At 71.7% G+C, this 26518-nt stretch carries 26 protein-coding genes; 13 read left to right on the top strand and 13 right to left on the bottom strand.

Annotated features, from left to right (window positions below; genetic code table 11):
• The first annotated feature begins 70 nt into the window (after positions 1–70).
• The 4 genes from CSIV_RS16575 to CSIV_RS16560 all read left to right on the top strand — a co-directional run bounded on the left by CSIV_RS16575 (position 71) and on the right by CSIV_RS16560 (position 1158).
• Positions 71–169 (top strand): 30S ribosomal protein bS22, encoded by a 99-nt coding sequence (locus CSIV_RS16575; RefSeq protein ID WP_003792170.1) that lies wholly within the window; start codon positions 71–73, stop codon positions 167–169.
• Positions 170–255: 86 nt separating this feature from the next.
• Positions 256–549: a rhodanese-like domain-containing protein gene (locus tag CSIV_RS16570; protein WP_077052408.1), complete on the top strand. Its 294-nt coding sequence runs from the start codon at positions 256–258 to the stop codon at positions 547–549.
• 31 nt (positions 550–580) lie between these two features.
• The gene (locus CSIV_RS16565; RefSeq protein WP_083735193.1) at positions 581–859 is read left to right on the top strand and encodes a glutaredoxin family protein; all 279 of its coding nucleotides are present in this window, start codon (positions 581–583) and stop codon (positions 857–859) included.
• Entirely contained in the window at positions 856–1158 is a 303-nt protein-coding gene (locus CSIV_RS16560; RefSeq protein ID WP_077052406.1) for a Dabb family protein, read from the top strand. Before CSIV_RS16565 ends, CSIV_RS16560 begins: the two co-directional genes overlap by 4 nt.
• A 9-nt stretch (positions 1159–1167) precedes the next feature.
• On the opposite strand, the gene CSIV_RS16555 is transcribed toward CSIV_RS16560, so the two are convergent.
• The 5 genes from CSIV_RS16555 to CSIV_RS16535 form a co-directional block, all read right to left on the bottom strand.
• Positions 1168–2223 (bottom strand): ATP-binding cassette domain-containing protein, encoded by a 1056-nt coding sequence (locus tag CSIV_RS16555; protein WP_077052405.1) that lies wholly within the window; start codon positions 2221–2223, stop codon positions 1168–1170.
• A gap of 72 nt (positions 2224–2295) precedes the next feature.
• On the bottom strand, positions 2296–3636 hold the full coding sequence (aspS, locus tag CSIV_RS16550) for an aspartate--tRNA(Asn) ligase (RefSeq protein WP_077052404.1): 1341 nt from the start codon (positions 3634–3636) through the stop codon (positions 2296–2298).
• 39 nt (positions 3637–3675) lie between these two features.
• Positions 3676–4557, bottom strand: a complete 882-nt coding sequence (locus CSIV_RS16545) for a carbohydrate ABC transporter permease (protein WP_077052403.1) — start codon at positions 4555–4557, stop codon at positions 3676–3678.
• Entirely contained in the window at positions 4554–5501 is a 948-nt protein-coding gene (locus CSIV_RS16540; protein ID WP_083735192.1) for a carbohydrate ABC transporter permease, read from the bottom strand. The genes CSIV_RS16545 and CSIV_RS16540 overlap by 4 nt, the downstream gene beginning before the upstream one ends.
• Positions 5498–6736 (bottom strand): sugar ABC transporter substrate-binding protein, encoded by a 1239-nt coding sequence (locus tag CSIV_RS16535; RefSeq protein WP_077052402.1) that lies wholly within the window; start codon positions 6734–6736, stop codon positions 5498–5500. The genes CSIV_RS16540 and CSIV_RS16535 overlap by 4 nt, the downstream gene beginning before the upstream one ends.
• A 181-nt stretch (positions 6737–6917) precedes the next feature.
• On the opposite strand from CSIV_RS16535, the gene CSIV_RS16530 reads away from it, so the two are divergent.
• A complete protein-coding gene (locus tag CSIV_RS16530) occupies positions 6918–7910 on the top strand; it encodes a nucleoside hydrolase (RefSeq protein ID WP_077052733.1) in 993 nt (330 codons plus the stop codon).
• A 16-nt stretch (positions 7911–7926) separates the two neighbouring features.
• Here CSIV_RS16530 and CSIV_RS16525 read toward each other — a convergent pair whose 3' ends face one another.
• The 4 genes from CSIV_RS16525 to CSIV_RS18520 are packed head-to-tail and all read right to left on the bottom strand — an operon-like array spanning position 7927 to position 12575.
• On the bottom strand, positions 7927–9294 hold the full coding sequence (locus CSIV_RS16525; RefSeq protein WP_077052401.1) for an NtaA/DmoA family FMN-dependent monooxygenase: 1368 nt from the start codon (positions 9292–9294) through the stop codon (positions 7927–7929).
• Positions 9287–10582: an amidohydrolase family protein gene (locus tag CSIV_RS16520; RefSeq protein ID WP_077052400.1), complete on the bottom strand. Its 1296-nt coding sequence runs from the start codon at positions 10580–10582 to the stop codon at positions 9287–9289. Before CSIV_RS16520 ends, CSIV_RS16525 begins: the two co-directional genes overlap by 8 nt.
• Positions 10579–11835 (bottom strand): adenosylhomocysteinase, encoded by a 1257-nt coding sequence (locus CSIV_RS16515; RefSeq protein WP_077052399.1) that lies wholly within the window; start codon positions 11833–11835, stop codon positions 10579–10581. The genes CSIV_RS16520 and CSIV_RS16515 overlap by 4 nt, the downstream gene beginning before the upstream one ends.
• On the bottom strand, positions 11832–12575 hold the full coding sequence (locus CSIV_RS18520) for a hypothetical protein (protein ID WP_077052398.1): 744 nt from the start codon (positions 12573–12575) through the stop codon (positions 11832–11834). Before CSIV_RS18520 ends, CSIV_RS16515 begins: the two co-directional genes overlap by 4 nt.
• Before the next feature lie 67 nt (positions 12576–12642).
• Between CSIV_RS18520 and CSIV_RS16505 the strand changes: the two genes are divergently transcribed.
• The 7 genes from CSIV_RS16505 to ccsB all read left to right on the top strand — a co-directional run bounded on the left by CSIV_RS16505 (position 12643) and on the right by ccsB (position 18670).
• Positions 12643–13035 (top strand): hypothetical protein, encoded by a 393-nt coding sequence (locus CSIV_RS16505; RefSeq protein WP_139340743.1) that lies wholly within the window; start codon positions 12643–12645, stop codon positions 13033–13035.
• Between the two features lie 91 nt (positions 13036–13126).
• Entirely contained in the window at positions 13127–13813 is a 687-nt protein-coding gene (locus tag CSIV_RS16500; RefSeq protein ID WP_077052397.1) for a DedA family protein, read from the top strand.
• A gap of 84 nt (positions 13814–13897) precedes the next feature.
• The gene (locus CSIV_RS16495) at positions 13898–14542 is read left to right on the top strand and encodes a histidine phosphatase family protein (protein WP_077052396.1); all 645 of its coding nucleotides are present in this window, start codon (positions 13898–13900) and stop codon (positions 14540–14542) included.
• Positions 14542–15135: a TlpA family protein disulfide reductase gene (locus CSIV_RS16490; RefSeq protein WP_077052395.1), complete on the top strand. Its 594-nt coding sequence runs from the start codon at positions 14542–14544 to the stop codon at positions 15133–15135. The genes CSIV_RS16495 and CSIV_RS16490 overlap by 1 nt, the downstream gene beginning before the upstream one ends.
• Positions 15132–15881 (top strand): cytochrome c biogenesis CcdA family protein, encoded by a 750-nt coding sequence (locus CSIV_RS16485; RefSeq protein ID WP_077052394.1) that lies wholly within the window; start codon positions 15132–15134, stop codon positions 15879–15881. The genes CSIV_RS16490 and CSIV_RS16485 overlap by 4 nt, the downstream gene beginning before the upstream one ends.
• A gap of 25 nt (positions 15882–15906) precedes the next feature.
• Positions 15907–17649, top strand: a complete 1743-nt coding sequence (gene resB, locus CSIV_RS16480) for a cytochrome c biogenesis protein ResB (protein ID WP_077052731.1) — start codon at positions 15907–15909, stop codon at positions 17647–17649.
• Between the two features lie 4 nt (positions 17650–17653).
• Positions 17654–18670, top strand: a complete 1017-nt coding sequence (gene ccsB, locus CSIV_RS16475) for a c-type cytochrome biogenesis protein CcsB (protein ID WP_077052393.1) — start codon at positions 17654–17656, stop codon at positions 18668–18670.
• A 92-nt stretch (positions 18671–18762) separates the two neighbouring features.
• Here the strand turns inward: ccsB and CSIV_RS16470 are convergent, their stop codons facing one another.
• The 3 genes from CSIV_RS16470 to CSIV_RS16460 form a co-directional block, all read right to left on the bottom strand.
• Entirely contained in the window at positions 18763–19314 is a 552-nt protein-coding gene (locus CSIV_RS16470; RefSeq protein WP_083735188.1) for an endonuclease domain-containing protein, read from the bottom strand.
• A gap of 528 nt (positions 19315–19842) precedes the next feature.
• Complete coding sequence (locus CSIV_RS16465; protein WP_077052391.1) at positions 19843–21885, bottom strand: YhgE/Pip domain-containing protein; 2043 nt, start codon at positions 21883–21885, stop codon at positions 19843–19845.
• Complete coding sequence (locus CSIV_RS16460; RefSeq protein ID WP_077052390.1) at positions 21882–24779, bottom strand: MMPL family transporter; 2898 nt, start codon at positions 24777–24779, stop codon at positions 21882–21884. The genes CSIV_RS16465 and CSIV_RS16460 overlap by 4 nt, the downstream gene beginning before the upstream one ends.
• A gap of 122 nt (positions 24780–24901) precedes the next feature.
• Here CSIV_RS16460 and CSIV_RS18175 point away from each other — a divergent pair, with 122 nt between their 5' ends.
• Complete coding sequence (locus CSIV_RS18175) at positions 24902–25528, top strand: TetR/AcrR family transcriptional regulator (protein WP_077052389.1); 627 nt, start codon at positions 24902–24904, stop codon at positions 25526–25528.
• Here CSIV_RS18175 and CSIV_RS16450 read toward each other — a convergent pair.
• Positions 25515–26516, bottom strand: coding sequence for an o-succinylbenzoate synthase (locus CSIV_RS16450; protein WP_077052388.1), 1002 nt, complete (start codon positions 26514–26516; stop codon positions 25515–25517). The genes CSIV_RS18175 and CSIV_RS16450 overlap by 14 nt on opposite strands.
• Between the last annotated feature and the right edge of the window lie 2 nt (positions 26517–26518).

Genomic DNA, 26518 nt, shown 5'->3' with positions numbered 1-26518 from the left:
CTTTTTCCAACGCCTGCCCGTTCCCGGGAGCCGACATCGGCACCCAGACCCCGACTTAGTGAGGTTTTCCGTGGGTTCTGTCATCAAGAAGCGCCGTAAGCGCATGGCGAAGAAGAAGCACCGCAAGCTGCTTCGCAAGACTCGTCACCAGCGTCGCAACAAGAAGTAACGCGACCACCACACCGAGCGCCTGTCATCCGACGGGCGCTTCGTGTATGCGGCATCCGATCACCGACGTCCTTTCGAGGAGCACACATGCAGTCCATCTCGGTCCACGACCTGCACGCCGGACGCGATCGTCCGCTGATCGATGTGCGCGAGGTCGACGAGTTCGCCGGAGGACACGTCCCCGGCGCCGTCAACCTGCCGATGTCGACGCTCGGCGAGAACCTGGACCAGCTCCCGGAGGGGGCCTTCGACGTCATCTGCCAGGCCGGCGGTCGCTCGGCGCGGGTCGTCGAGGCCCTGTCGGCGCGCGGCCACGACGCCACCAACGTCGAGGGCGGCACGGGCGAGTGGATCGCCTCGGGCTACGACGTCGAGTCCTGACACCTCGTCGCGCCCTCCTAGGATGGGTGGGGTGACGACCCTCACGCTCATCGGCAAGCCCGACTGTCATCTCTGCGACGTCGCCGAGCAGATCGTCGAGACGGTCGTGGGCGAGCTTCCGGCCGAGGTGGCCGACCGGCTCGTCATCGAGCAGGCGTCGATCGCCGAGGACACCGCCCTCTACGAGCGGTGGTGGGAGAAGATCCCCGTCGTCCTGATCGACGGCGAACTGCACGCGCACTGGCGCGTGTCCGCCGACCGTCTCCGTGCCGCGCTTCTCGCGGCCGACCCCGAAGGAGCCTCCGCGTGAGCATCCGTCACATCGTCCTGTGGAAGCTCGCGGCGGACGACGCCGACACCCGCGCGCTGCACGCGGAGCAGATCGCCGAGCGGCTGCTGTCGCTCCGCGGCGAGATCGCCGAGATCGAACACCTCGAGGTGGGGCGGAACGTCGCCTACCCGCAGACGAACTGGGACGTGGCGCTCGTCAGCGAGTTCGCGGACGTCGAGGCTCTCGAGCGGTATCAGGTGCACCCGGCGCACCAGGAGGTGGCGGCGTTCGTCCGCACCGTGGTGACGGAGCGTGCGGGGATCGATTTCCCCGCCTGAGCCCAGCCCTCAGCTGAGCGGCCGCGTCGTCACGGGAACGGCCGCGAGGGCGATCCGCACCCGGGCGTGAAGGTCCAGGCGTGCATCGGCGGCGTGATCCACGTGGACGAGGCTGCCGTCGAGCGTGCGCACGAGCGACCGCCGCACGCGACCGAGGAACCTGCTCTCCTCGACGACGGCATCCATCCCGGGCGCGTCCGGCGCCACGAGGACGACGTTCTCAGGGCGGACCAGCACTTCGCAGTGCCCGTCGTGCGCGGACCCGGCCAGGGGGAGATGCTGCCCCCACACGTCGACCTCGGATCCCTCGACGATGCCGGGCACGCTGCTCACCGGTCCGAGCACCGCCGCGACGGCGGGCTCGGCAGCGCGCGCGTAGACCTGCTCGGGTGTGCCGTCGGCGGCGATGCGTCCGCGGTCGAGGACGATCACGCGGTCGGCGACGGCGATGGCTTCGGCGGTGTCGCGGGTGACCCAGACAGTCGTCGTTCCGCGGCGGCGGAGCTCGCGGACCAGAGCGTCCCGCAGTCGCTCCCGACCGACGGTGTGCAGAGCGCTGAGCGCATCGTCGAGGACGAGGGCTCGGGGCTCGGCGGCCAGCGCCCGCGCGATCGCGAGCCGTTGCCGGTCGCCCCGCGACAGGCGCCGTATCCCGGCATCCGGGGAGGTCAGCCCGACGAGGGCGAGGAGGCGCCTCACCTCGTCGTCGGCACCGCGGGGATGACGCGCGCGGGGCAGCACGGCGTCGCGTACCCGCCCGAAGCGCGGAGCGCCGTCATCGAAGACCCCACCGAGTCGCGGCGCATCGGGTCGTGCCCGCCCGTCGATGAGCACCTCGCCGTGGTCGGCCCGTTCGCGGCCGGCGATGATCCCCGCGAGGGTGGTCGCGCCGCAGCCGGACTCGCCGACGATCGCGACGATGCCCCCCGCGGGCAGGTCGAGGTCGATTCCGTCGAGGACCCGCGCGCCCGCGCGTGAGCGGGTCACCCCCGAGAGCCGTACGCTCCACCCCGCGCCCGAGGTACCGTCCGAGGGGACGGCCACCGCGGCGCTGCCTTCGACCATGACGACACGCTAGGCGTCACGGATGACCTCGCCCGGCCCGGTGAGTGAACCTCGGGCGTCGGGCGGGGGAACTCAGGGAGCCAGGCGCGTGGGGCCGCGGAAGAGGAAGGTGACCTCGCGGATCGACGACTCGCCGAGCAGGAGCATCAGCACGCGCGCGAGGCCCATGCCGAAGCCGCCGTGCGGCGGGGCGCCGAAGCGGAAGAAGTCGAGGTAGAAATCGAGGTGCTCGGGGTCGAGCCCCTTCTCCTTCGCCTGCTCCACCAGGACGTCGACGCGGTGCTCGCGCTGCGCGCCGGTGGTGATCTCGACGCCGTTGAACAGCAGGTCGTACGACTTCGTGAGCCCGGTCTCGGGGTCGCGCATGTGGTAGAACGCGCGGATCTCGGGGTGGTAGTCGGTCACGAAGACGAACTGGTGGCCGAACGCTTCGCGGACGTGCGCGGCGATCTGGCGCTCGCCCTCGGGGTCGAGGTCGCCGTCGGTGCGCGGGATGTCGTAGCCGCGGGCCGCGACGATCTCACGGGCCTCCGCGAGCGGGATGCGCGGGAACGGCAGGGTCGGCACCTGCACCTCGACGCCGAACAGCTCCTGGATCTCGTCGCCGTGCTTGTCCTTGACCGCCTGGAACGCTGTCTGCAGGAGCTCCTCCTGCATACGGGCGACGTCCTCGTGCGAGTCGATCCAGCTGATCTCCGCATCCACCGAGGTGAACTCGGTCGCGTGGCGGCTCGTGAAGGACGGGTCGGCGCGGAACGCGGGTGCGATCTCGAAGATCTTGCCGAAGCCGGCGACCTGCGCCATCTGCTTGAAGAACTGCGGGCTCTGCGCGAGGTACGCGGTCTTGTCCTCGAAGTAGGGCACCTCGAACAGCTCGGCGTTGGACTCCGAGGGGGATGCCATGAGCTTGGGGGAGTGGATCTCGATGTAGTCGCGCTCGACCCAGTACGTGCGCATGGCGTTCTCGAGGGTGGTCTGCACGCGGAAGATGAGGTTGTTGCGACGCTGGCGGAGGTCGAGGAAGCGCCAGTCCATGCGCTTGTCCAGACCGCTGTCGGCGGCGATCGGGGTCTCGGGGTTGGCGGCAGCGGAGATCTCGAGTTCGCCGATCTTGATCTCGACGCCGCCGAGCTTGACGCGCTCGTCGTGCTTGAGCTCGCCGCGGACCGTCAGGAACGTGCCGTTGGCGAGGGCGCCGATCGTCTCGGTGAGGGCCAGGGCGGCGGCATCCTGTTCACCGGCCTCCTCGGAGGGACGCGTGGCCGGGTTGACCAGCTGGACGGCGCCGGTCTCGTCGCGGAGGACGATGAACTGGACCTTCTTCTGATCGCGGACGGTCTCGACCCACCCCGACACCGAGACGGGGCCGGCCGGAAGGGACTTCAACTGCTGGATCAGGACGCGTTCGCTCACGAGGGACCAGTCTACGTGCGGGGGCGGGCCCGCCCGTGCTCAGCGTCCCGCGCCCGCGCTCAGACCCGCCTTGACGTGGCGCTGAGCCGCGAGGATCACCACCAGCGCGGGGACGCTCGCGATCAGGGAAGCGGCCATCGTCGCCGCCCACGTGTTGAGGTTCGAGTTCGCCAGCGCCAGGATCAGCACCGACATGGGGTACATCTCGTTGCGGTTGACCAGGGTCAGGCCGAACAGCAGATCGCCCCAGCTGAAGAGGAACGCGAAGACGCCGGCGGTGACGATGGCGTTGCGCGAGAGCGGGACGACGATCCGCCACAGCGTGCCGATCGGCCCGAGTCCGTCGACCGTCGCCGCCTCGATCACCTCGGTGTCCAGGCGCAGCATGAAGGCCCTCATCACGATGACCGCGAACGGGACGCCCGCGGTGGCGTTGGCCAGGATGAGTCCGATGAACGTGTTGAGCAGGCCCCACGAGTTGAACATCGCGTAGAACGAGGTGGCCAGGACGACGCTCGGGATCATCTGCGCGAGCAGCAGCAGGATGAGGGCGATGCTGACCGCCCGCGACCGCAGGCGGCTGAGCGCGTACGCGGCCGGGATGGCCACGAGCAGCGTCACGAGCACCGAGCCGAGCGAGACCAGGACCGAGACGCGCAACCCGCCGATGCCGGCGTCGTCGAGCGCCTTCTCGTAGCCGCCGAGTCCGGGGGAGGCCGGGAACCAGGCGGTGTCCGCCGAGTTGGCGGAGGGCTGCAGCGACGCCGAGATCATCCAGTAGACGGGGAAGAGGTAGACGGCGAGCACGACGATCGTGACGATCGTCCACGTCCAGCCGCGGCGGCGGCGACGCTCGGCGACGGGAGCGGCGACCGGGGCGGTCGTCGCGGGGGCCGGGGCGGCGGGCAGGGTCGCGGTCATTCGTCACGCTCCTGGCGCATGGACATCACGGTGTACACGATCGCGAACAGGATGCTGATGCCCAGCAGCAGCATCCCGTAGGCGCCGCCGAGTCCGAACTGGAACTGCTGGAACGCCTGCCGGTAGGACAGCAGGCCGAGGGTCACGGTGCTGTTGGCGGGCCCGCCGGCCGTGAGCACGAGCACGAGGTCGACGATGAGGAGCGTGTAGACGACGCTCATGACGACGAGCACCGAGATCACGGGCCAGATCGTCGGCAGCACGATCGAGACGAGGCGACGCCAGGCGCCCGCCCCGTCGAGCTGAGCCGCCTCGAGCTGTTCGGCCGGCACCTGCTTCAGGGCAGCGCCCAGGATCGTGGCCCAGTAGGGCAGGCTCGCCCACACGGCGACCACGATGACGGCAGGGAGGGCAGTGGCCGGGTTCGCCAGCCACGCCTCGGCGGGAAGTCCGAGGGAACTCAGCACGTCGTTGATCGGTCCGTCGCCGGCGAGGAGCGACTTCCAGACGGTCGCCACGACGACCGCCGGGAGCAGCCACGGCAGGAGGATCAGGGTGGGCAGCCACCGGCTGCCGGGGAAGCGCCGGGCGAAGAGCAGCGCGAGGAGAAGCCCCAGGACGAGCTCGACGACGACCGAGACCACGGTGATCGTGACGGTGTTCGCCAGCGCGCGGAAGGTGATCGGCTCGGAGAGGATCGCCTCGAAGTTCGCCGTCCCGACGAACGGCGCCCGGCCGGTGATGAACGTCCCCGTCGTGAAGTTCGTCGTGCTCATGTACACGCCGTACCCGAGGGGGAACAGGAAGAAGACGACGAAGAACACGATGGCCGGGGTGAGGAACCCCCACAGCTCACCGCGCTGGCGCGCGGCCAGGGAACGCCGGAACCGGCCGGGGGTGCGTGCCCCCGGCCGGCCGGTCGTCGTCAGCGTGTCCGCCGTCACTTGCCGCTGGCCTGCTCCAGGGCGGCCTGTGCCGTCTGTCCGCCGACCGTCGCCGCCTGGATGGCGTCGACGTACTGCTGCTGCAGCGTGTTCCACTCGGTGCCGAGCTGCGCGGAGTTGTAGGCGCCGTCGACGGCGTCGACGAACGGGGCCGCGGCCGGGACCTTCTCGACGAAGGTGGCCTGCGCGCTCTTCAGCGCGGGGATGTATCCGCCCTGGACCGCGGTGTCGACCTGGTTCTCCTCGGACGCGCGGCACTTGACCAGCGCCGCGGCTGCGGCTTCCTTCGTCGCATCGGCATTGGCGGCGACGCCGTAGGCGTAGCCGAGGAGGTTCACCTTCGGCGACTCGCCGGAGGTGGCGGTCGGGAAGGGGAACGTGCCCCACTCGAACGGGATCGAGGTGTCGACGAGGTTCCAGGGGCCCGACACCGTCAGAGCGGTCTTGCCGGAGGTCCACTGGTCGATCGAGTCCCAGCCCCAGTTGACGAACTCGGACGAGAGCGAGCCGTTGTCGACGAGCTTCTTGTACAGGTCGACGGCCTCGACGGCACCGGTGCCGGTCGGGTCGGCGGGGTCGCCGCCGGCGGAGAGGAGGAACGGCAGGAAGTACACGGGGGTCGAGCCGTCGCCGCCGATGCCGGGGAGGACGATGCCCTTCTGGTCGGCCGTGGTCAACGACGCTGCGAGCTTCACGAGGTCGTCGAAGGTCTTCGGCGCGGTCTCGGACACTCCGGCGGCGGCGAAGGCGGCCTTGTTGTAGAAGATGGCGTAGTCCTCGACCTGCACGGGCAGACCGTAGAGCGTGCCGTCGTAGCGGCCGAGGTCGGCGGCGCTGTCGGCGAGACCGTCCGTGCTCACGTCGTACGAGCTGAGGTCTGCGAGCACGCCCTGGGCGGCCAGCTGCGGCAGCTGCGTGTCGGTGGAGAGGAGGGCCACGTCGGGCAGCGCCTTGGCGCCGGCGGCCTGCAGCAGCTTCGTGGTGTAGTCGCCGGACTGGGTCTGCACGTCGACCGTGATGCCGAGGTCGGCGGCGCACGCTTCGAAGTACTGCTTCTGCAGGCCCTGGTAGGGCTCGAAGTCGATGTTGTTCCAGACGGTCAGGCTGACGCCGTCGAACCCGTCCGTTTGGGCAGGAGCGGCCTGACCGCCCGCGCAGGCGGTGAGGGCGAGGGCGGCGGTGAGACCGGCCGCGGGAAGCGCGACGCGTCGCAGTCGCTGAGACGTGGATGCCATGGGGTGTGTCCGTTCCCGATGACGCCGACGGCGCCGATCGACCTGTGCTGTGAGGGACACGGGTCGGGGCCGCCCGTGTCATCCCTCACTCTGGGGGCTTCTCGTGACGAACAGGGAACGAACGCGTCACGCGATGTAACACCGCGCCGTGTCGACGCGGGCGACCGGGCAGGGTGAGTGCATGGCATCCGCTTCTGCTTCCGTCGTCCGCCGCGTCCTCGTGGACACCGACACCGGCCTCGACGACGCGCACTCCCTCATGTACCTGCTGGCCCAGCCCGACGTCGCGATCGAGGCCATCACGACGATCTACGGCAACACACCGGTGGAGGACTCGGCGCGCAACGTCCGCACCGTGCTGCGGCTCGCGGGGCGCGAGGACATCCCGGTGCACCTGGGGGAGGCGGCCCCCATCGAGGGCGAGGCGTCCATCGCCGACTTCGTCCACGGCGCCGACGGCCTCGGCGACCGCTTCGAGCGCGCCGAGCTGCGCGTCGAGGACGAGAGCGCGGTGGATGCCATCGTGCGCATCGCCGCGGAGCACCCCGGCGAGGTGGACCTGCACCCCCTGGGGCCCCTCACCAACATCGCCCGCGCGCTCGAGCGCGACCCCGACCTGTTTTTGAAGTTCCGATCGGTGGTCATCATGGGCGGGGCGGGTCCGTACCCGGCCCCGGGTGGTGCGACCCTGACGGATGCCAACACCGCCAACGACCGTCGCGCCGCCGAGATCGTGTTCGGGGCGCGCAACTCCGGCAACGTCGTCATGGTGGGAGTGAACGTCACGGCGACGGCGATCCTCGACGAGCACGTGCTCGCCGTGCTGCGCGGGGTCGGGACCCCGTGGGCGACGTTCGCCGGCGAGGTGCTCGACGCGTACAACGACTTCTACCAGTACAAGTGGGGGCGTCGGATCTCGTCCGCCCACGACGGCCTGGCGACCGTCATCCTGCACCGCCCGGAGATCGTGACGAGCTGGATCGAGGGACCGGTGGACTACACGCCGTACGCCGACTCCCTCGCGACCCGCATCGCGCTCACGCACGACGGCCTGCCGCTGGTGTGGGGGACGCCGGAGGGCTCGACCGTCCGCGCGGTGACGGCGTTCGACAAGACGGAGTTCCTCCGCCGGTTCGTCCACGCGCTCTCGACCGGACCGGCGCCGCGCGACTGACCGCGGCGCCACCGGCTCATCGCGCGCCGGAGCGCGCGGGGTGGTCGTCGCCGAGGCGGTCGCGGCGGTCGGTGCGCAGCCGCGACCGGAACGTGCCGTCCTGCGGGAAGCCGCCGTACAGCCCCCGCTCGCGCAACGCCGGGACGAGGAGCTCGGCGAAGTCCTCGACGGATCCGGGCGACAGGAACGGGTGCAGCAGGAAGCCGTCGACCCCCGACTCCTCGACGAAGGCCCCGATGGAGTCGGCGACCGTGTCGGGGGTGCCGAGGAAGCGGTCGTCCGCGAACGCGGTCACTTTCGAGAACTGGCGGCGCACGTCTCCGGCGGTGAGCACGGGCGCGTCGCTGCGCGTCTCCTTGGTCTGCGTCGCGTTCGTGCTGCGCTTGACGAGCGGCTCGTCGTCGGCGTACTGCGAGAAGTCGATCCCGCCCCACCCGGCGTAGGCCGCCAGTTGCGCCTCCGCGGCGTAGTGCGCCTGCAGCGAGTCGATCTTCTCCTGCACCGCGACCGCGGTCGGGGCGACCACGAGGTTCATGCCCACCACGGCGCGGATCTGGGAGGCATCCCGCCCCAGCTCCTCCGCCCGACGGCGGATGCCGGCCAGCCCCTCGCGCACCGCGACCGGATCGGAGTCGCCCACGAAGATCAGCTCGGCGTGCCGGGCGGCGAACTCGCGGCCGCGCGGCGACCATCCGGCCTGGATGACCACGGGGGTGCGCTGGGGCGACGGGGTCACGAGGTGAGGACCCGCGACCCGGAAGTGCTCGCCGACGTGGTCGATGCGGTGCACCTTGGCGGGGTCGGCGAAGACCCCGGACGCCTTGTCGCCGACGAAGGCGTCGTCGTCCCAGCTGCGCTCCCACAGCGCGTACGCGACCTCGAGGAACTCGTCGGCGCGGTCGTAGCGGCTGTCGTGGGCCATGACGTCCAGACCGAAGTTCGCCGCGGCTCCCGGCAGGTACGACGTCACGACGTTCCAGCCGATCCGCCCGCCGGTGAGGTGGTCGAGAGTGGAGAAGCGGCGGGCATGCGCGAACGGGTGCTCGTACGTCGTCGACACCGTCGTCCCGAACGCGATGCGGTCGGTGACCGCGGCGAGCGCCGGGATGTGCAGCATCGGATCGAGCGCCGGGATCTCCACGCCGTGACGGATCGCGGTCTCGGCCCCGCCCCGGTACGTGTCGTACAGCCCGAGCACGTCGCCGAAGAAGAACAGGTCCATGCCGGCGTCCTCGACGCGCCGCGCCTGGTCGGTCCAGTAGCGCAGCGACGTCGCCGACAACCGGTCGTCGGCGGGGTGGGTCCACAGGCTCGCGGCCGAGGAGCCGTTGCCGACGCAGGCCTGCTCGTAGAGGCCGAACAGCAGCGGGCGGGGGTCAGACATGGGTGGTGGTCCGTTCGTGATCGACGGTGGTCGCCCAGCGGACGCGGCCGCCGACGACGGTGAGGGATGCCTCGGCGGGGCCGTCCTCGACGAGCTCGGCGAGGGCGTCGCGCGGCGTGGCAGAGGCGACGGGGAAGACGGCGAGGTCGGCGCGGGCCCCCGCCCGGAGGACGCCGGTGTCGGCATCCAGTCCGAGGGCGCGCGCGCCTCCCGTCGTCGCGGCCGCGAACAGGCGCGCGTGGAGGTCGTCATCGGCGTACCCCTGGGCGCGGGCGATGTCCGCGAGCGCGGCGACGTCCTGCCACGGGGAGAGGCTCGGCGACGACGACAGCGAGTCCGTGCCGACGGCGATGGCGTTGCCCTCGCGCAGGTACGCGGCCACCGGGGGCGGGTCCAGGCCGATCACGGCGTTCGAGCGGGGGCACAGCGCCACGCTGACGCCGCGGGCGCGCAGGAGCGCCCGGTCGTCGGCATCCACGTAGATCCCGTGCGCGAGATGCGTCGTCGGGGTCAGGGCGCCGAGGTCGTCGAGGTACCGGATGACACCCGTGCCGACGCCGCCGTCGCGGAGCAGGGCGAACTCGCCGCGTCCGTTGGCCTGCCACCGCTCGGCGAGATCGCCCGTCCCGGAGCGCACGTACGCGTCCTCCCACGCCGACTCCGCCGCATGGATGTGCTGGCGCACACCGAGCGTTCGGGCGAGGCGCGAGAGATCGCGCAGCACGGCGGTGTCGAGCGAGTAGACCGCGTGGGGCGACAGACCTGTCGCCGGCGGGGTGGGGAGGGCCGCGAGCTCGGCGCGCACCGTGCGCTCGCCGTTCTCGGCCCACGCGCGCTCGGTCCAGCCGAGCACCTCCCAGAACGCGATGCCGTGGAGCCCCGCGTCGTGCACGGCGGAACCGGCGGCGGCATCGGTGACGATCTCGGCGACGGCCGTCGTGCCGGAGCGCAGGGCCAGCGCAGCGCCCGCCGCGGCCGACGCGCCCCAGTCGCGGGGCACGGGGTAGAGCTCCATGAAGGCGCTCATCCACGCCTCGAAGCCGGTGTGCTCGGCGAGGCCGACGGCCGCCATGTCGCTGTACTGCAGGTGCGTGTGGGCGTTGACGAGACCGGGGGTCAGCGCGCCGTCCCACTCGTGCAGCTCGGCGTCGGGGCCGGCGGCGGCGAGCACCTCGTCGGCGGGACCGACGTGGCCGATGCGCCCGTCGGCGATCGTGACGGCTCCGTCCGTCAGCGGCGGGGAGTCGGGGGAGAGGACGACCGGGGCGCGGTGGACGACGACGGTCACTCCTCGCCCTCCTCGGGATTCCACGTCGCGAGGAACGCCTGCTGCGCCGCGGACGGCGCGTCCAACGTGCCGCCGAACGACGAGAGGGCGATCGCGGCGACCTCGTCGTCGGCGGCCCGGGGCAGGTCGTGCACCCCCGGGGTGAGGCCGGGGGTCGAGAGCACGTGGGCGACGGAGGCGAGCTGGACACCGAAGGAGAGGTCCATGATCTCCACCGGGTTGCCCTCGGCGGCGCTGACGTTGAGGCAGTTCCCGTCGTCGAGGACACGGACCTCGGCGCCGCTCGGCATCCGGAGGACCGAGACGGCTCCCGTGCGGGCGATCTCGACGGCCCCCGCCGCGCGAGCGGCATCCAGGGCGATCTCCTGGCCCACGCCGCCGCCGACCGCGACGACCGCTCCGTCGCGCAGCGCGTCGAGATGCGGGACGTCGATCGTGTGACGGATGCCGGTGGCCGAGATGACGATGTCGGCGAACAGCACGGCCTCCGCCAGGGTGCGCACCTCGAACCCGGTGAAGGCTGCCTGGAGCGCGGCGACCGGATCGGTCTCGGTCACGACCACCCGCGCGCCGAGCGCGGCGGCGTGCTGCGCGATACCGGTGCCGACGCGTCCGAACCCGACGACGGCGACGGTCGCGCCGCGGAAGGAGCGGTCCGCCACGTCGGCGACGGCGAACACGACCGACTGCCCGGTGCCGTGCATGTTGTCGAACAGCGACTTCGACCGGGCGTCGTTCGCGGCCACGACGGGGATGCGCAGCGCGCCCTCGGCCTCCATGCGCCGCAGCGGCCGTACCCCCGAGGTCGTCTGCTCGGTCGCGCCGCGCATCTCCGCGACGACGTCGGGGCGCTCGAGGTGGGCGAGGCGGATCGTCGAGGCGCCGTCGTCCACGATCACGTGCGGACGGTGCTCGAGAAGCGCCAGGGCGTTGGCCCGGTCCTCGGTGCGGTCGGCGTCGGCGCGGGCGTAGGTCGGGATGCCGGCGTGGGCCAGCGCCGCAGCCACCGCGTCGTCGGTGTTGCGACCGGCGGAGGTGACGGTCACGTCGGCCCCGGCCTCGGCCAGCGCGAGCGCGATCGTCGCGGTCTTGGGCTCGAGCACGTCCGAGACGCCGATGCGGACCCCGGCGACGGTGCCGTCGCGGGCGAGCCGGGCGGCGAGCGCCGTCGTCACGGGCATGTGGGCGCGGGCCCACTCGATCCGGTCGTGCCCGGCCCGCCACAGCCCCGGGTCGGCGATCCGGCCGCTCACGGGGTCACCGCCGAGGCGAAGGCGTCGTCGGCGCCGGTGATCAGGGCCGCGATCAGGGCGTCGACGAGGTGGAGCTGCGCCGAGGTGGGTCGCTCGCCCTCGACAGGGAGGGGCGAGGGCATCTCCACCAGGGATCCGTTCGGGGTCGTGCGCACGTGCGGGCGCGGGGACGGCAGGTCGGCGGCATCCACCGGTCGGGGGGAGGCATCGGCGACCAGGCCCCGCACGTCGGTCGCCGTGACGCCGTCGTGGCCGACGCCCGTCAGGATCGTCACGGGCGTCGAGCCGGGCGCGGTGACGGCCTCGACGCGGATGCCGTCGAGGCGGGCGGCGAGTCGTTCGAGCGGATCGTCGGTCGCGCGCACGACGGCGGCCCCCAGACGTCGCAGCACCGTCGTCAGCGCGATGGCCGGCGCGCCGTCACCGACGATGCGCACCGTGCCTCCGGCGAGCGTCAGGTTCGTGCGAGCCGACAGTGCCAAAACGACCTGCTCGGCCCGCAGGTGGCCGTACAGGATGCCGAACGCCCGCGAGGCGAGCGGGTCGGGCGCCGCGGGATCGTGGATGACGTCGAGGTCCCAGGCCGAGCGGAGATCGGCGCGGAGGTCGGCGGGCACGGCGGGAAGAGGGCCGCCGTAGGAGAGCGCGACGGGCCCGACCGGACGCGCGTCGAGGAACCCCCGCGCGATCGGGAACACGGCGTCGGGCCCGGCGGGGGCGGCGGACGTGGAGGACGACACGGCTCGAACGTAGGGCGCGACGCCCGTCCGACGCGAATCGATGACGCTGCATCTCTAGGATGTGGCCGTGACGTATTCCCTCCCCCCGGAGTCGTACCGGACGCTGCGGCCCGAACGGCCGCCGCGTCCCGCGCGCCGGGGCTGGGACCTCGTCATCACGGTCGTGCTGCTCGTCCTGCTGCCGCTCGCCGCCCTCGCCTGCTCGTACGCGGGGTTCTTCCTCGCGTTCGCCTCCGACGCCTGCGGCTCCGTGACGTGCGACTACGGCGTGATGAACTTCGGCCTCTGGTTCGCCGTCCTCGCCCCGTGGGTCGTGCTGCTGCTGACCGTGGTCGTCGCGATCATCCGCCTGGTGCGGCACCGCATCGCCTTCTGGGTGCCGCTGACGGGGATCGCCCTCATGGCCGTGACGTGGTTCGTCGCCGCCGCGATCGTCGGCGCCGGGGTCTCGGCATCCTGACCTCCTCCTCACAGGTGCTGCCGAGCCTGCGGCCGTAGGCTTCGTGCGGGCGTCCGGACGGGCGGCCGATCACCGAGCGCGAAGGCACCCGATGACCGACAGCACCCTGACCCTGCGCGGCGCGTCCGCGGACTCCTCCTCGGGCGACGAGTCCTGGCTGACGTCGCTCGCCGACTGGACCGTCTCGCTGATGGAGATCATCGGCCCCATCGGCGCCGGCCTCGCGATCGCGCTGGAGAACCTCTTCCCGCCGCTCCCGAGCGAGGTCGTGCTCCCGATGGCCGGACTCACCGCCAGCCGCGGCTCGTTCACGCTCTTCGAAGCACTGCTGTGGACCACCCTCGGCTCGGTCGTGGGCGCGTTCGCGCTGTACGGACTCGGACGCTGGCTCGGAGCGGCCCGGCTCCGCGCGATCGCGGCGAAGGTCCCCCTGCTGCACCCCGAGGACGTCGACCGCACCGTCGCGTGGTTCGAGCGGCACGGGGGCAAGGCCGTGTTCTTCGGGCGGATGGTTCCGATCTTCCGCAGCCTCATCTCCATCCCCGCCGGCGTCGCGAAGATGCCGCTGTGGCGCTTCGGCCTGCTCACCGCCGCCGGCAGCCTCATCTGGAACACGATCTTCGTGCTGGCCGGGTATCTGCTCGGCGAGAACTGGCACGTCATCGAGCAGTACGCCGACGTCCTGAAGTACGTCGTCATCGTCGGAGTCACGGTGGGGGTCGCGTGGTTCTTCTATGCGCGCGTGCGCTCGTTGCTCGCTGCGCGCCGCGACGCGTGACCGGGGCGGGCGGATAGGTCGCCGTCGAACCAACGGCGCTCCTCGCTCAGCGGGCCCACAAGACCCGACCGTAGACTGGAGTCCGTGCCCGCAGACCGCCTCCATCTCGTGCGCCACGGGGAAGTCCACAACCCCCGCCGCGTGCTGTACGGTCGGCTCCCCGGATTCGGGTTGAGCGTCGACGGCCGTCGCATGGCACGGCAGGCCGCCGAGTACGTGCACGCGCTCGAGCGCCCGATCGGCGCCCTCGTCGTCTCGCCGCTGCAGCGCACGCGCGAGTCGGCCGAACCCTTCGTCGGACTCTTCGGCATCGAGCCGTTCATCGACGATCGCGTCATCGAACCGACCAACGTGTTCGAGGGCCGACGGATGAAGAAGGCCCTGGCCAACCCGCTGAACTGGCGGCACCTCTCCCGCCCGGCGGTGCCCAGCTGGGGCGAGCCGTACGAGCGCATCGTCGCGCGCATGACCGAGGCGATGGCCGACGCCTGGGACCGCGTGCCCTCGGGCGACGTCGTCGTCGTCTCCCACCAGCTCCCCATCTGGGTGACGCACCTCGCGCTCTCCCAGCAGCCCACCCGCCACGACCCCCGCAAGCGCCGCTGCGCGCTGTCGAGCGTCACGAGCTTCGAGCGGCGAGACGGCGCCGCCGGCTCCTCGCGCTGGGTCGAGGTGGCGTACGCCGAGCCGGCCGCGACGGCCGGAGCCGTCGACGTAGGAGCCGTGTGATGCGCCGAATCCTCTCCGCCGCCGCCGCCCTCGCGCTGGTCGCGGGCCTCGCCTCGTGCAGCGCCGACCCGCTCGCCGAGCAGTACCGCGCCGGCGACAACAAGGGCTACATCGCCGCCAACGGGTTCCAGACGCAGGAGCTCGCCCCCGAGAACCGCGGCGAACCCGTGGACTTCTCCGGCACGCTCGACAACGGCTCCACCGCCTCCAGCGCCGACTACGCCGGCAAGGTGCTCGTCGTGAACTTCTGGTACGCCACGTGCGGCCCGTGCATCATCGAAGCGCCGCGTCTCGAGCAGGCGTACCAGACGTTCGAGGGCCAGGACGTCTCGTTCCTCGGCGTCAACACGTACGACCAGCCCGCGACCGCGCTGTCCTTCGCGCGTGACAACGGGGTGTCGTACTCGAGCCTGATGGCGGTGAGCGACGCCGAACTGAAGTTGGCGTTCGCCGACAAGACACCCATCAACGCCACCCCCACGACCCTGGTCCTCGACCGGCAGGGTCGCGTCGCCGCACGCATCATCGGCGAGCTGCCCGAGGCATCCATCCTCGAGGCGATGGTGCGCACGGTCCTCGCGGAGACCACGTGAACCCGGGCGCCCTCGTCTTCGACGGCGCGCTCTGGCTCGCGATCCCCATCGCCCTGGCCGCGGGGCTGATCTCGTTCCTCTCCCCGTGTGTGCTGCCGCTCGTCCCGGGCTACCTCGGCTACATCGGCGGCGCCGTCTCGCCGCGCGGGGGATCGGCATCCGCGCCGGCACGGTCCCGGCTGGTGTTCGGCACGCTGCTGTTCATCGCCGGATTCACGCTGGTGTTCATGGCCGTCAACGTCTTCAGCGGCACCGTGGGCATGTTCTTCCTGCGGTACGCCGACGTGATCACCCGCGTGATGGGCGTCGTCATCATCCTCCTGGGCCTGGTGTTCGTCGGGCTGTTCGGCCTCGCCCAGCGCTCGGTGCGTCTGCAGGCCCGTGGCAACCTCGGTCTCATCGGCGCCCCGCTGCTGGGCATCGCGCTCGGGGTCGGCTGGACCCCGTGCATCGGCCCGACCCTGGCGGCGATCCTCTCGGTGTCGTACAACCTGGGCGACCCCGGCCGCGCCGCCCTCCTGGGCTTCGCGTACTCGCTGGGCCTCGGCATCCCGTTCCTGCTCCTGGCCCTCGGCTTCGGATGGGCGACCCGTTCGGTGGCGTTCGTGCGCCGCCACATCCGGCTCGTGAACCTCATCGGCGGCGCCCTGCTGATCGTGCTCGGCCTGCTGATGGTGACCGGCCTCTGGGGCACGTGGATGTCGACGCTGCAGGGGGTGATGCAGGGTGTCCAACTCCCGCTCTGACCTCTCGCCCGACCGGAAGAAGACCGTGACCGAACCCACCGACGGCGTGCTCCGTCCGTCCGACCACGCCGACTCCGCGCCCCCGTCCGGCGACGACGTCGTCTCGCCGCGCCTCGGCGTCGTCGGGTGGCTGCGCTGGGCGTGGCGCCAGCTCACGAGCATGCGCACCGCGCTCGTGCTGCTGCTGCTGCTCGCGATCGCCGCGGTCCCGGGATCGCTCGTCCCGCAGCGCAGCGCCGACCCCAACGGCGTCACGCAGTACTTCACCGACAACCCCGACCTCGCGCCGGTGTTCGACAAGCTCAGCCTGTTCGACGTCTACACGTCGCCCTGGTTCTCGGCGATCTACATCCTGCTGTTCATCTCGCTGATCGGCTGCGTGCTGCCGCGCACCAAGCACCACTGGAAGGCGCTGCGGGCGCAGCCGCCGCGGACGCCCGCGCGGCTGTCGCGCCTGGACGACCATCGCACCGTCGACGTGCCCGTGCCGCCGGGGCAGGATGCCGCGACCGTCGCGGCCGCGGCCGTCGACTCCGCCGCGGCGCAGCTGCGCAAGAGCGGCTACCGCGTCGCCCGGTACGACGGGCGCGGCGCCTTCTCGGTCTCGGCCGAGCGGGGGTACCTGCGCGAGACCGGCAACCTCGTCTTCCACGCCGCGCTCGTGGGCGTGCTCGTCGCCGTCGGCGTCGGCGGCGGCTTCACCTACACCGGGCAGCGCGTCCTCGTCGAGGGACAGGCGTTCACCAACAGCCTCCTCGACTACTCGTCGTTCAATCCCGGCCGCTTCGTCGACAGCAACGCCCTCGCTCCGTACTCGATGACGCTCGACCGCTTCGACGTCACGTACGTGCCGCCCGGACAGCCCGGATCGGGGCAGGCCGGCGACTTCGCCGCCAACGTGACCACCCTCACCCCGGACGGCCAGAGTCAGGACGGACAGGTTCGGGTCAACCACCCGCTCGACGTGCAGGGCGACCGCGTCTACCTCCTCGGCAACGGCTACGCGCCGACGGTGACCATCCGCAACGCCGACGGCGTGGAGGTCTTCCACGACTCCGTGGCCTTCCTTCCCCAGGATGCCAACATGACCTCGCTCGGCGTCATCAAGGTCGCCGACGGCATGCCCGAGCAGCTCGGACTCATCGGCTTCTTCTACCCGACGATGGACACCCTCACGTCGGGCGCGCTCACCTCCACCTACGGCGACCTCGAGTACCCGGTCCTCACGCTGCGCGTGTACGCGGGCGACCTCGGTATCGACAACGGCACCCCGCGCTCGGTCTACACCCTCGACCCCACGGGCATGACCCAGATCGCCGGCGGCGACAGCGGCACCCCCGCCCTGCGCCTCATGCCCGGCGAGACCCAGGACCTGCCGAACGGCCTCGGCACCATCACGTTCGAGAACGAGGCGCCGGCCGGTGCCACGGGCTATGCCGGGTCGGTGAAGCGCTTCGCGTCGCTGTCGATCCACCGCGACCTCGCGGGGCCCTGGGTGCTCGGCTTCGCCGCGCTCGCGACCCTCGGCCTGCTCGCCGCGCTGTTCGTACCGCGCCGTCGCATGTGGGTGAAGGCCACGACGCACGGCGACAGCGTCCGCGTGGAGTACGCGGGCCTCGCCCGCGGGGAGGATCCCACGCTCGCCGCCGCGGTCGACCAGGTCGTCGAACGGCATCGCCCCTCACTCCCGGCTCCGAAGACGCAGAGCCGCCCCTCCCGTCCGGCTTCGGACGACCAGAGCCGCCCCGACCCCGGAAAAGTAGACTGACACCATGCCCGGAACCGACCCGCTGCTCCTCGACGAGATCTCTCTCCTGCTCGTGTGGACGGCCGTTGCGATCTACGTGCTGGCCTTCATCGCGTACGCGATCGACCTGGCCCGCCGCTCCGACCTCGCGATCAAGGCCAAGGACGAGGTCGTCGCGCGCGAACTGGTCACCGCGGGCGGCGGCGGCGTCATCGACGCGTCGCCGCGGTCGTCGGCATCCGGCCCCTCCTCCGCCAAGCCGCGCTACCTGTGGGCGCGCATGGGCACGGCGCTCGTCGCGCTCGGATTCCTCTTCCACCTCGCGGGAACCGTGCTGCGCGGCGTCGCCGCGGGGCGCGTGCCGTGGTCGAACATGTACGAGTTCGCGCTGACCGGCGTGCTGCTCGTCGTTGCGGTGTACCTCGTCGTGCTGACCCGCTTCGACCTCCGCTTCCTCGGTGCGCTCATCACCGGGCTCGCCATCGTGCTGCTGGGCGGAGCGACACTGGCGTTCCACGTCGAGGTCGTGCCGCTGGCCGATCCGCTGAAGTCGGTGTGGCTCGTCATCCACGTCTTCGTCGCGTCGTTGGCGACGGCGCTGTTCGCCCTCGCCTTCGGGCTGTCGGTGATGCAGCTGCTGCAGACGCGCCGGGAGCGCAAGCTCGCCCTCGCGGCGTCGTCGGACGCCCCGGCCCCCCGGCGCAGCTTCCTGCAGACCCTGCCGAACGCCGACGCTCTCGAGTCGCTCGCCTACCGTTTCGCGATCGTCGGGTTCATCTTCTGGACCTTCACGCTCATCGCCGGGTCCATCTGGGCCAACGACGCCTGGGGTCGCTTCTGGGGCTTCGACACCAAGGAAGTCTGGACCTTCGTCATCTGGGTGCTCTACGCCGGATACATCCACGCCCGCGCGACCCGCGGCTGGCGCGGCACCCGCTCGGCGTGGCTCTCGATCATCGGCTTCGCCGCCGTGCTGTTCAACTTCACGATCGTCAACGTCTTCTTCAAGGGCCTTCACGCCTACTCCGGCCTGACCAACTGAGGTCGCGGGGGTCTTTGCGGCATCCGAGTGTCCAAGACACGCCGTATGCGCGCATCGAGACGCGGCGTGTCTTGGACACTCGGCCAGAGCGATCACGGCGACCAGCCACGGGACGCAAGGGCGCGGCGCACTGGGTCGACGATGTCGCGCTCGGGCGACTCCATGTGGTGAGACACGATCCGCACCAGGATCCAGCCGGCGGCACCGATAGCGCGCCATCGATCCGCGTCGCGACGAAACTGCTCGTCGAGCGCGTGGTGACGGCCGTCGTATTCGACCGCCACGCGATAGTCCCGATACGCCATGTCGAGGCGGGCGACGAACCGACCGTTCGAGTGCAGCGTCCAATTCAGCGACGGTTCAGGGAGCCCCGCGTCGACGAGCACGAGTCGTACCGCGGTTTCACGAGGTGACTCCACCCCCGGGCGCACTCGCTCGACCGCGCGACGCAATATCACCGAACCCCTGCCGGTGAACTCCGCGACCGTCGCTTCGAGCGTCGCCTTCGGGATGCCGCGAGCCAGCAGCCAATCTCCGATGCCCACAAGCGCGTGCTCGGAGAGTGAGCCCGCGAGGTGGGCCGAGGTGGCGACCGGCGTTGTGACCGGCAGCCCTGCCACGGTGGTGGTGTCCTCAGCGTTCATAGCGATGCGATGACCGACGACGCCGACGGTTCGCGGTTCTCGGGACGGCGGCGCTGCGCTCACATGCAGGGTTCCCGCCCCCGGACGCTGAGGAACGGGCATTCCCCACAGCGCCGCGGCAGTTTCGTGGCTGAATGCCTGGCCGCTGCGGAGACGGGGAGCGTACAGGCGACACCGGTCGAACGTTTCGGTCGAGGTCGTCCCGAAACGCGCACGCACGCCGTGGAACGGAGCCCAAACGTTGCGCGCGACCAAGCGCCGTCGGGGAACGCCGAAGTCGTCGGCATCCCGGACATGGAACGCATCGGGGAGACGCGGAGGGAGGGGGCGAGGACGCACCCTCCCATCTCAGTCCCAGCGGTTCGAGTGCGCGGCGCGCTCTCCACAACAGCACCGCTGTGGAGGAGCCGTCGCGAAGCACCTCACCCGGTCGAGTGTCCAAGACACGCCGCGACGCCGTGGAGCCATACGGCGTGTCTTGGACACTCGACCGAGTGCACCCGCGCGCGACCCCGGCGCCGCGCCCGCCTACGCGGGCTGGGCGGCGGTGCGGACGGACGCCGTACGGCGGCGGACCACGACGAGCGTCGTCACGATCAGAGCCAGCACGGCCCAGACCGCCAGCGCCACGATCCCGGTGCCGACGCCCCCCGACGACGCGAGCGCGCCCAGCATCGCGGAATACGCCGGCGATGTCGGCAGCAGCGCGGCGAAGCCGGCGAGCACGGGTGGCACCGTCGAAACGATGTTGGCCGCGATGGCGAGCGCTCCGACGATCGCGGCGATCCAGCGGCCGGCGCCGCCGAACACCGCGACGAGCGCCTGGTTCACGGCGGCGAAGGCCACGCCGGCGGCGATGCAGACGAGCGCGAACAGCGCCCAGTCGCCCCAGTCGTAGTTGGATGCCACCTGCACCACCGCGGCGACGAGGAGCCCCTGCACCGCGCCGACGATCGCCGCGGGGGCGAAGCCGCGGAGGGCGACGAGCCCGGACGCGCGCCGACTCGTGAGCGCCCGCGCCGACACGGCCTGGAACGCGACGAACGACGCGACCCCGCCGAACCACAGCACGGCCACGGCCAGCAGCGGGACCGCCGAGATGCCGAAGAGCGACGTGCTCACGCCCGCGGCCGACACCGGGTCGGCGACGACCTTCGCGAGGTTCGTGGCCTGCGTGTCGGTGTAGGTGGGCAGCTGGGCGACGGCGGTGTCGAGTCCGTCGGCGAGCGAGGAGGTTCCGGATGCCACCTGCTGGACGCCGTCCGCGAGTTGCGCGGAGCCGTCGCGGGATGCGGAGACACCGGATGCCACCTGCGCCGCGCCGGAGCTGAGCGCGGCGGCGCCGGCTCCCAGCTGACGCGTGCCGTCGGCCACCTGGCTCGCGCCGGTGCTGAGGCCGTCGATGCCGCCGGCGATCGTGTCGATGCCGTTCGCGGCCGTGAACCCGCCGTCGGCGAGCTTCTGGTTCGCGTCGGCGATCGCGCGGACTCCGGCGGGGAGCTTCGCCGCCTGACCGGCGAGAGTGCCGATCTGGGTCACCGTCTCGGTGGCCTGCGGGAGCGCCGCGTTCGCGTCGGCGGCGGCCTTCTGCAGCGCGTCGCACTGCGCGGGCGTGCCGGTGCACTCGTCCGCCGCCTTCTGCAGCGCCGCGGCCGCCTCCACGAGCGCGTCGTTCACCTTCGGGGCTGCGTTCGAGAGGTCGGTCGCTGCCTGCGCGAAGCCCGGCGGAATCTGGTCGGCCAGGTCGTTGATCTCGGCCGCCAGCGCCTTGTTGCCGTCCGCGAGGTCGCGGACGCCGGAGGCGGCCTCGCGCGTCCCCCCGGCCAGCGCGGTCGCGCCGCCGGCGATCTTCGAGGCGCCGTCGGCGAGCGGGGTCGTGCCGGCCGCGAGCTGCTGCGCCCCGGACGTGACCTGATCGGCGCCGTCCGAGAGCTGCCCGAGGCCGTCGGTCAGCGTGGTCGCGCCGGTCGCGGCCTGCCCGGCGCCGTCGGCGAGCTGGTGCGCGCCGCTGGCCGCCTCCCCGAGCTTCTGGCCCAGGGTCGTGAAGCCGAGGAACACGTTCGTGAGGTACTGCGACGACAGCTCGGTGCCGAACACGGAGGAGGCGGTGGATGCCAGCTGCGCGGTGATCGCGCCGTCGACCACGCGCGCGTCGGGAGCCGTCTCGAGCCCGATCGTCGCGCGTTCAGGGGTCTCGCCGGGGCGGGTGGACAGCGCCGCCGAGGTGAAGTTCTCCGGGATGGTGACGACGGCGGTGTAGGTGCCGTCCTTCAGGCCCGCCGCGGCATCCTCGTCGTTGGAGATGACCCAGTCGATGTTGCTCGGCTGGTCGTCCGCGCCCTGGACGAGCCCGCCGGTGAGCTGCCGACCCAACGGCACCGTCTGGCCGTTGAGTTGTACGGGCTTGTCGTCGTTGACGATTGCGGCGGTGATGTTGTCGAGGCGATCGGTCGGGTTGTACAGCGCGCCGACGAGGATGCCGCCGATCACAGCCGGCAGCAGGAGGACGCCGATGAGGGTCAGCCAGGTCACGGGGCGACGCGAGCGGGAGCGCTCGACGGGGACGGTCATGCGAACACCTCGGAGAGATCGGTGGAGGACTCGGGGGCCGGGCGGTGCCGGTGGGGCGCGGGGAGCGCGAGCGAGGTCACGTCCGGGCGGTGGGCGTCGGCGAGGAGGGCGAGGGCGCGACGCTCGTCGCGGGCCGACACGACCAGCGTGAACGCTGACCCGGCATCGTCGGCGCGCTCGCGCGCGGCGACGGCGGCCCGTCGGAGTTCCTCGGCGACGTCGGAACGGGTGTCGGCGTCGAGCCGGTCGACGTCGCACAGCACCGCGAGGCGTGTGCGGCCGGCGAGCGCCCGGGCGACCTCGTCGACGGCGGATCCGGGATCGTCGAGGAGTGCCAGCCCGACGCGGGAGCGGACGGCGCCGGCTCGCTCGGGGAGCAGGAGGCCGTCGACGCGCAGGCGACCCTCGACCGCGGAGAGTCGGCCGGCGAGCGCGAGCAGGAGGGGACGCGTGACGCGCGTCTCGCCGGTCACCAGCAGGGTGCCGCCGTATCCGACGCGCAGGTGGACGTCGGCGAACGCGGGCTCCTCGTCGTCGGAGGACGTGGCGGCGCGCAGGTCGTCGGCGGCGAGGGCGATGGCGGGCTCCGTCGGCCAATCCCGGAGGCCGATCTCGCGTTCGACGGCCTCGCCCTCGACGTCGAGCTTGGGGAGCAGCCGGTCGAGCCAGCGCGGCATCCACCACGCCTTCGCGCCCAGGAGCGCGAGCACCGCGGGGACCAGGGTCATGCGCACGAGGAACGCATCGACGGCGACGCCGACGGCGAGGCCCAGCGCGATCGGCTTGAGGCTCGAATCGCCTTCCGGCACGAACGCGACGAACACCGAGAACATGATGACCGCGGCGGCCACGACCACGCGGGCCGAGCCCATGAAGCCGCTGCGGACCGCCCCCAGCGCGACCTCGCGGGGCGTGCGGCCCTCGCGGTCGGCGTGCACGTAGTCCTCGCGCATGCGCGAAACCAGGAACACCTGGTAATCCATCGCCAGGCCGAACAGCACGCCCATGAGCACGATCGGCATGAAGCTGATGATCGGTCCGACCTTCGCCACGTGCAGCGCGTCGGCGAACCAGCCCCACTCGAACACGGCCGCGACGACACCGAACGAGGCGGCCACCGACAGCAGGTACCCGCCCGCGGCGGTCAGCGGCACCCAGATCGAGCGGAACACGATCATGAGCAGGATCAGCGACAGTCCGACGACGAACAGGCCGAACGGCAGCAGCGCGGCGCCGAGCTGGTCGGAGATGTCGATGGTGACGGCGGTGTACCCGGTGACGAGCAGCCGGACGCCGAACTGGTCGTAGAGACGGTCTTCGGCGGCGCGGAGCTCCCGCACGAGGTCGGCCGTGCGGGGATCCTCGGGCCCCGTCTCCGGCACGATCTGCACGATGCCGGTGTCGGCCGTCTGGTTCGGGGTCGCCAGGGCGACCTGCGCGACGCCGGGGATCTTCGCGACCTCATCGCCGATGTCGGTCATGAGGGTGAGCGGGTCGTTCGAGGTGACGATCGTGCCGGTCATGATGAGCGGACCGTTGGCACCGGGACCGAAGTACTGGTCTGTCAGCTCGTAGGCGGTGCGCGCCTCGTTGCCCGGGGGCAGCTGTCCCGCGGTGGGGAGCGTGAGCGCGAGGCTCCCGGCGGGGATGGCGGTGACGCCGAGCAGACCGATGACGGCGACGGAGGTGACGACGGGATGCCGCGTCACCAGGCCGACCCAGCGCTTGGCCGGGCCGTTGCGCTCGGTGCGGGCCTTGCGGGCGGCCGCCTTCCCGGCGCGAGCGGCCTCGGCCGCGGCGTCGGCCTCGGTGCTCTGCTCCGCCGTCATCGTGCGGCGGCGGCGTCCGGACGTCCGCTTCCGGGCGAAGCCCCAGCCGACCACGCGGCCCTTCGCGAATCCGAGGAAGGCGGGCGTCAGCGTCAGCCCGATGCACACCGCGATGGCGACGGCGACGGATGCGGCGACGCCCATCGTGGTGAGGAACGGGATGCCGGCGAAGCCGAGGCCGATCAGGGCGATAAGCACCGTGATGCCGGCGAACACGACCGCCGAGCCCGCCGTGCCCGTGGCGCGGGCGGCGGATTCCTCGGGGTCCATGCCGCCGCGCACTTGATCCTGATGTCGCGACACGATGAAGAGGGCGTAGTCGATGCCGACGGCGAGTCCGAGCATCACCGCCAACAGGGGCGTCGTGGAGGACACCGTGGCGAAGCCGGTCGCGATGAAGATGAGGGCGACCGAGAGCGCGACGCCGAGGATCGCCGTGGCCAGTGGCATCCCGGCCACGAGGAACGAGCGGAACGTCAGCATGAGGACGATCGCGGCGATCACCACGCCGAGGGCTTCGGTGATGCTCGCGCCGGGGATCTCGGTGGCGAAGAGCTGACCGCCCAGCACCGCCTGCGACCCCGCGGGGAGGGCGGTGCCGAGCGCCGTGGTGGCCTCGCGCAGGCCGTCCTCGGTAGCGGTGGGCACCTCGGTGGCCTCACCCGAGAACTGGATGCGGATGATGGCGGCACGGTCGTCGTCGGACACCCCGCCGGAGATGCGCTCGTCGAACGGGTCGGTGACGGCCTCGACGAAGTCGAGCTTCTCGATGTCGGAGATCGTCGTGCCGATGGCATCCTGATATCCCTGGTCGCGGACACCGGCTCCGTCGGCGGAGACGACCACGATGTCGGCACTGGCGCCGCTCACCTGCGGGAAGGTGCGCGAGAGCATCTCGAGACCGGCCTGCGACTCGGTTCCGGGGATCGCGAACGTGTTGTCGGTGCCCTTGGCGAAGAGCGCGACCCCGCCGCCCGCGAGCACGAGGATGAGCAGCCAGGCCGAGAGGACCCGCCACGGGTGGCGGAACGACCAACGGCCCAGGGTGTACAGGAATGTGGACACGGTGGCTGCTCCCGAGGTCGGCGGTGGGTCGATACAGCACCGTATCGGATACAACAATGTATCGTAGTCGTCGGGATGCGGGGCCAACCTGAGTCTCGCCCGTGAAGCCAGAGGAGCGCCGCATGACCGATACGGCACCGGCGCCGTCGCGACGACGCGAGAACACCCGCACCAGACTCATGGATGCCGCGGCCCAGCTGTTCGCCGAAGAGGGCATCGACGCGACGTCGGTGGAGGCCGTCTGCGAGCGCGCCGGATTCACCCGGGGCGCCTTCTACTCGAACTTCGCCTCGAAGGAGGAGCTGTTCCTCGCGCTGTGCGAGAGGTCGGCGGAGGCGACGCTCGCGACGCTGCGCGAACGCATCGCCTCGCTCGAGGCGAACGACCTCGACGCGCACACGGAGCTGCGCAATCTCGTCCAGCAGGTGCTCGAGATCGCCGCCCAGGATCGACTCGACGTGCTCCTGAACGCCGAGATCCGCACGCAGGCGCTGCGCAACGCGGACTTCGCCGTGGCGTACCTCGCCCTCGACCGGGGGCTGTCCGAGAACGTCTCGCACCTCGTCCGCGACATCGCCGAGGCGCGGGGCCTGCGCCTGCGGGTTCCCCCGGAGGCCGCGACCGAGCTGCTGCTGTCGATGTGGGTCTCGGCGACGGAGCACGCGCTCATCGCCGGTCGCGACCCGCGCGCGGCGCAGCCCGAGCTCGCCGCTCGGCTCTCGCACATCCTGACGCTCATCCTCGAGTGAGGTCGGCCTCCAGGAGGCGGTAGCAGCGCGTCAGGCGCTGCAGCCACCAGTCGCACCGGTCGGCGGATGCCTCGACCCGGTCGAGCGAGGCGGTGGTCGGGGTCGCACGGGTCACCGGGAGTGCGCCGCCGTGCGGACGCAGGGGCGAGGCGACGACGTCCTCGGTGAACAGCGCCGCGGTACCGAGGCCGCAGTCGAACTCCAGGTCGGGCAGGGCGGAGGCGAGGGCGAGTCCCATCGACAGCCCCACCGACGTGTCGAGGGCGCTCGACACCACCGCGGGAAGACCCGCCTCCGCCACGATCGCCAGAGCGGCGCGCACGCCGCCGAGCGGCTGCGCCTTGATCACCAGCAGGTCGGCGGCTCCCGCGCGGGCGACACGCAGCGGATCGCTCGCCTTGCGGACGCTCTCGTCCGCGGCGACGGGGATGTCGAGATAGCCGATGCGCTCCCGGAGCTCGGCGAGCTCCTCGACCTCGGCGCACGGCTGCTCGATGTACTCGAGGTCGAACTCGGCGAGGGCGTGGACGGCGCGCTCGGCCTCGTCGACGTTCCATCCGCCGTTGGCGTCGATGCGGACGCGTCCCTCGGGGCCCATCGCCGCGCGCACCGCACGCACCCTCGCCACGTCGTCGGCGAGCACCTGGCCCGCTTCGGCGACCTTCACCTTGGCCGTGCGGCATCCGTCGTAGCGGGCGAGCACGCCGTCGACCTCGGACGCGGGCACCGCGGGGACCGTCGCGTTGACGACGACGCGGGTGCGCACCGGGGGAGGGGTGGGATGCCAGCCGAACTCGAGTGCGGCCGCGAGCCACGTCGCGGCCTCGGCGTCGCCGTACTCGACGAACGGCGAGAACTCCGTCCATCCCTCCGGACCCTCGAACACGACGGCCTCGCGCGTCCGGATACCGCGGAACCGGGTGGCGAGGGGGAGGGCCACGACGCGGGCGGTGGCGAGGACGTCGGTGAGCGGCGGGAGGGGACTCATCC

Origin of the sequence: Microbacterium sp. CSI-V (genome assembly GCF_001984105.1) — a bacterium.
Classification (GTDB): Bacteria; Actinomycetota; Actinomycetes; order Actinomycetales; family Microbacteriaceae; genus Microbacterium.
The sequence above is the reverse complement of the archived record's forward strand: the minus strand, read 5'-3'. Positions and strand labels throughout refer to the sequence as shown.

Coding starts and splice junctions, on each gene's coding strand:
- CSIV_RS16570 (WP_077052408.1), top strand. CDS start 256: ATGCAGTCCATCTCGGTCCACGACCTGCACGCCGGACGCGATCGTCCG.
- CSIV_RS16555 (WP_077052405.1), bottom strand. CDS start 2,223: ATGGTCGAAGGCAGCGCCGCGGTGGCCGTCCCCTCGGACGGTACCTCG.
- CSIV_RS16545 (WP_077052403.1), bottom strand. CDS start 4,557: ATGACCGCGACCCTGCCCGCCGCCCCGGCCCCCGCGACGACCGCCCCG.
- CSIV_RS16535 (WP_077052402.1), bottom strand. CDS start 6,736: ATGGCATCCACGTCTCAGCGACTGCGACGCGTCGCGCTTCCCGCGGCC.
- CSIV_RS16530 (WP_077052733.1), top strand. CDS start 6,918: ATGGCATCCGCTTCTGCTTCCGTCGTCCGCCGCGTCCTCGTGGACACC.
- CSIV_RS16525 (WP_077052401.1), bottom strand. CDS start 9,294: ATGTCTGACCCCCGCCCGCTGCTGTTCGGCCTCTACGAGCAGGCCTGC.
- CSIV_RS16500 (WP_077052397.1), top strand. CDS start 13,127: ATGACCGACAGCACCCTGACCCTGCGCGGCGCGTCCGCGGACTCCTCC.
- CSIV_RS16490 (WP_077052395.1), top strand. CDS start 14,542: ATGCGCCGAATCCTCTCCGCCGCCGCCGCCCTCGCGCTGGTCGCGGGC.
- ccsB (WP_077052393.1), top strand. CDS start 17,654: ATGCCCGGAACCGACCCGCTGCTCCTCGACGAGATCTCTCTCCTGCTC.
- CSIV_RS16470 (WP_083735188.1), bottom strand. CDS start 19,314: ATGAACGCTGAGGACACCACCACCGTGGCAGGGCTGCCGGTCACAACG.
- CSIV_RS16465 (WP_077052391.1), bottom strand. CDS start 21,885: ATGACCGTCCCCGTCGAGCGCTCCCGCTCGCGTCGCCCCGTGACCTGG.
- CSIV_RS18175 (WP_077052389.1), top strand. CDS start 24,902: ATGACCGATACGGCACCGGCGCCGTCGCGACGACGCGAGAACACCCGC.
- CSIV_RS16450 (WP_077052388.1), bottom strand. CDS start 26,516: ATGAGTCCCCTCCCGCCGCTCACCGACGTCCTCGCCACCGCCCGCGTC.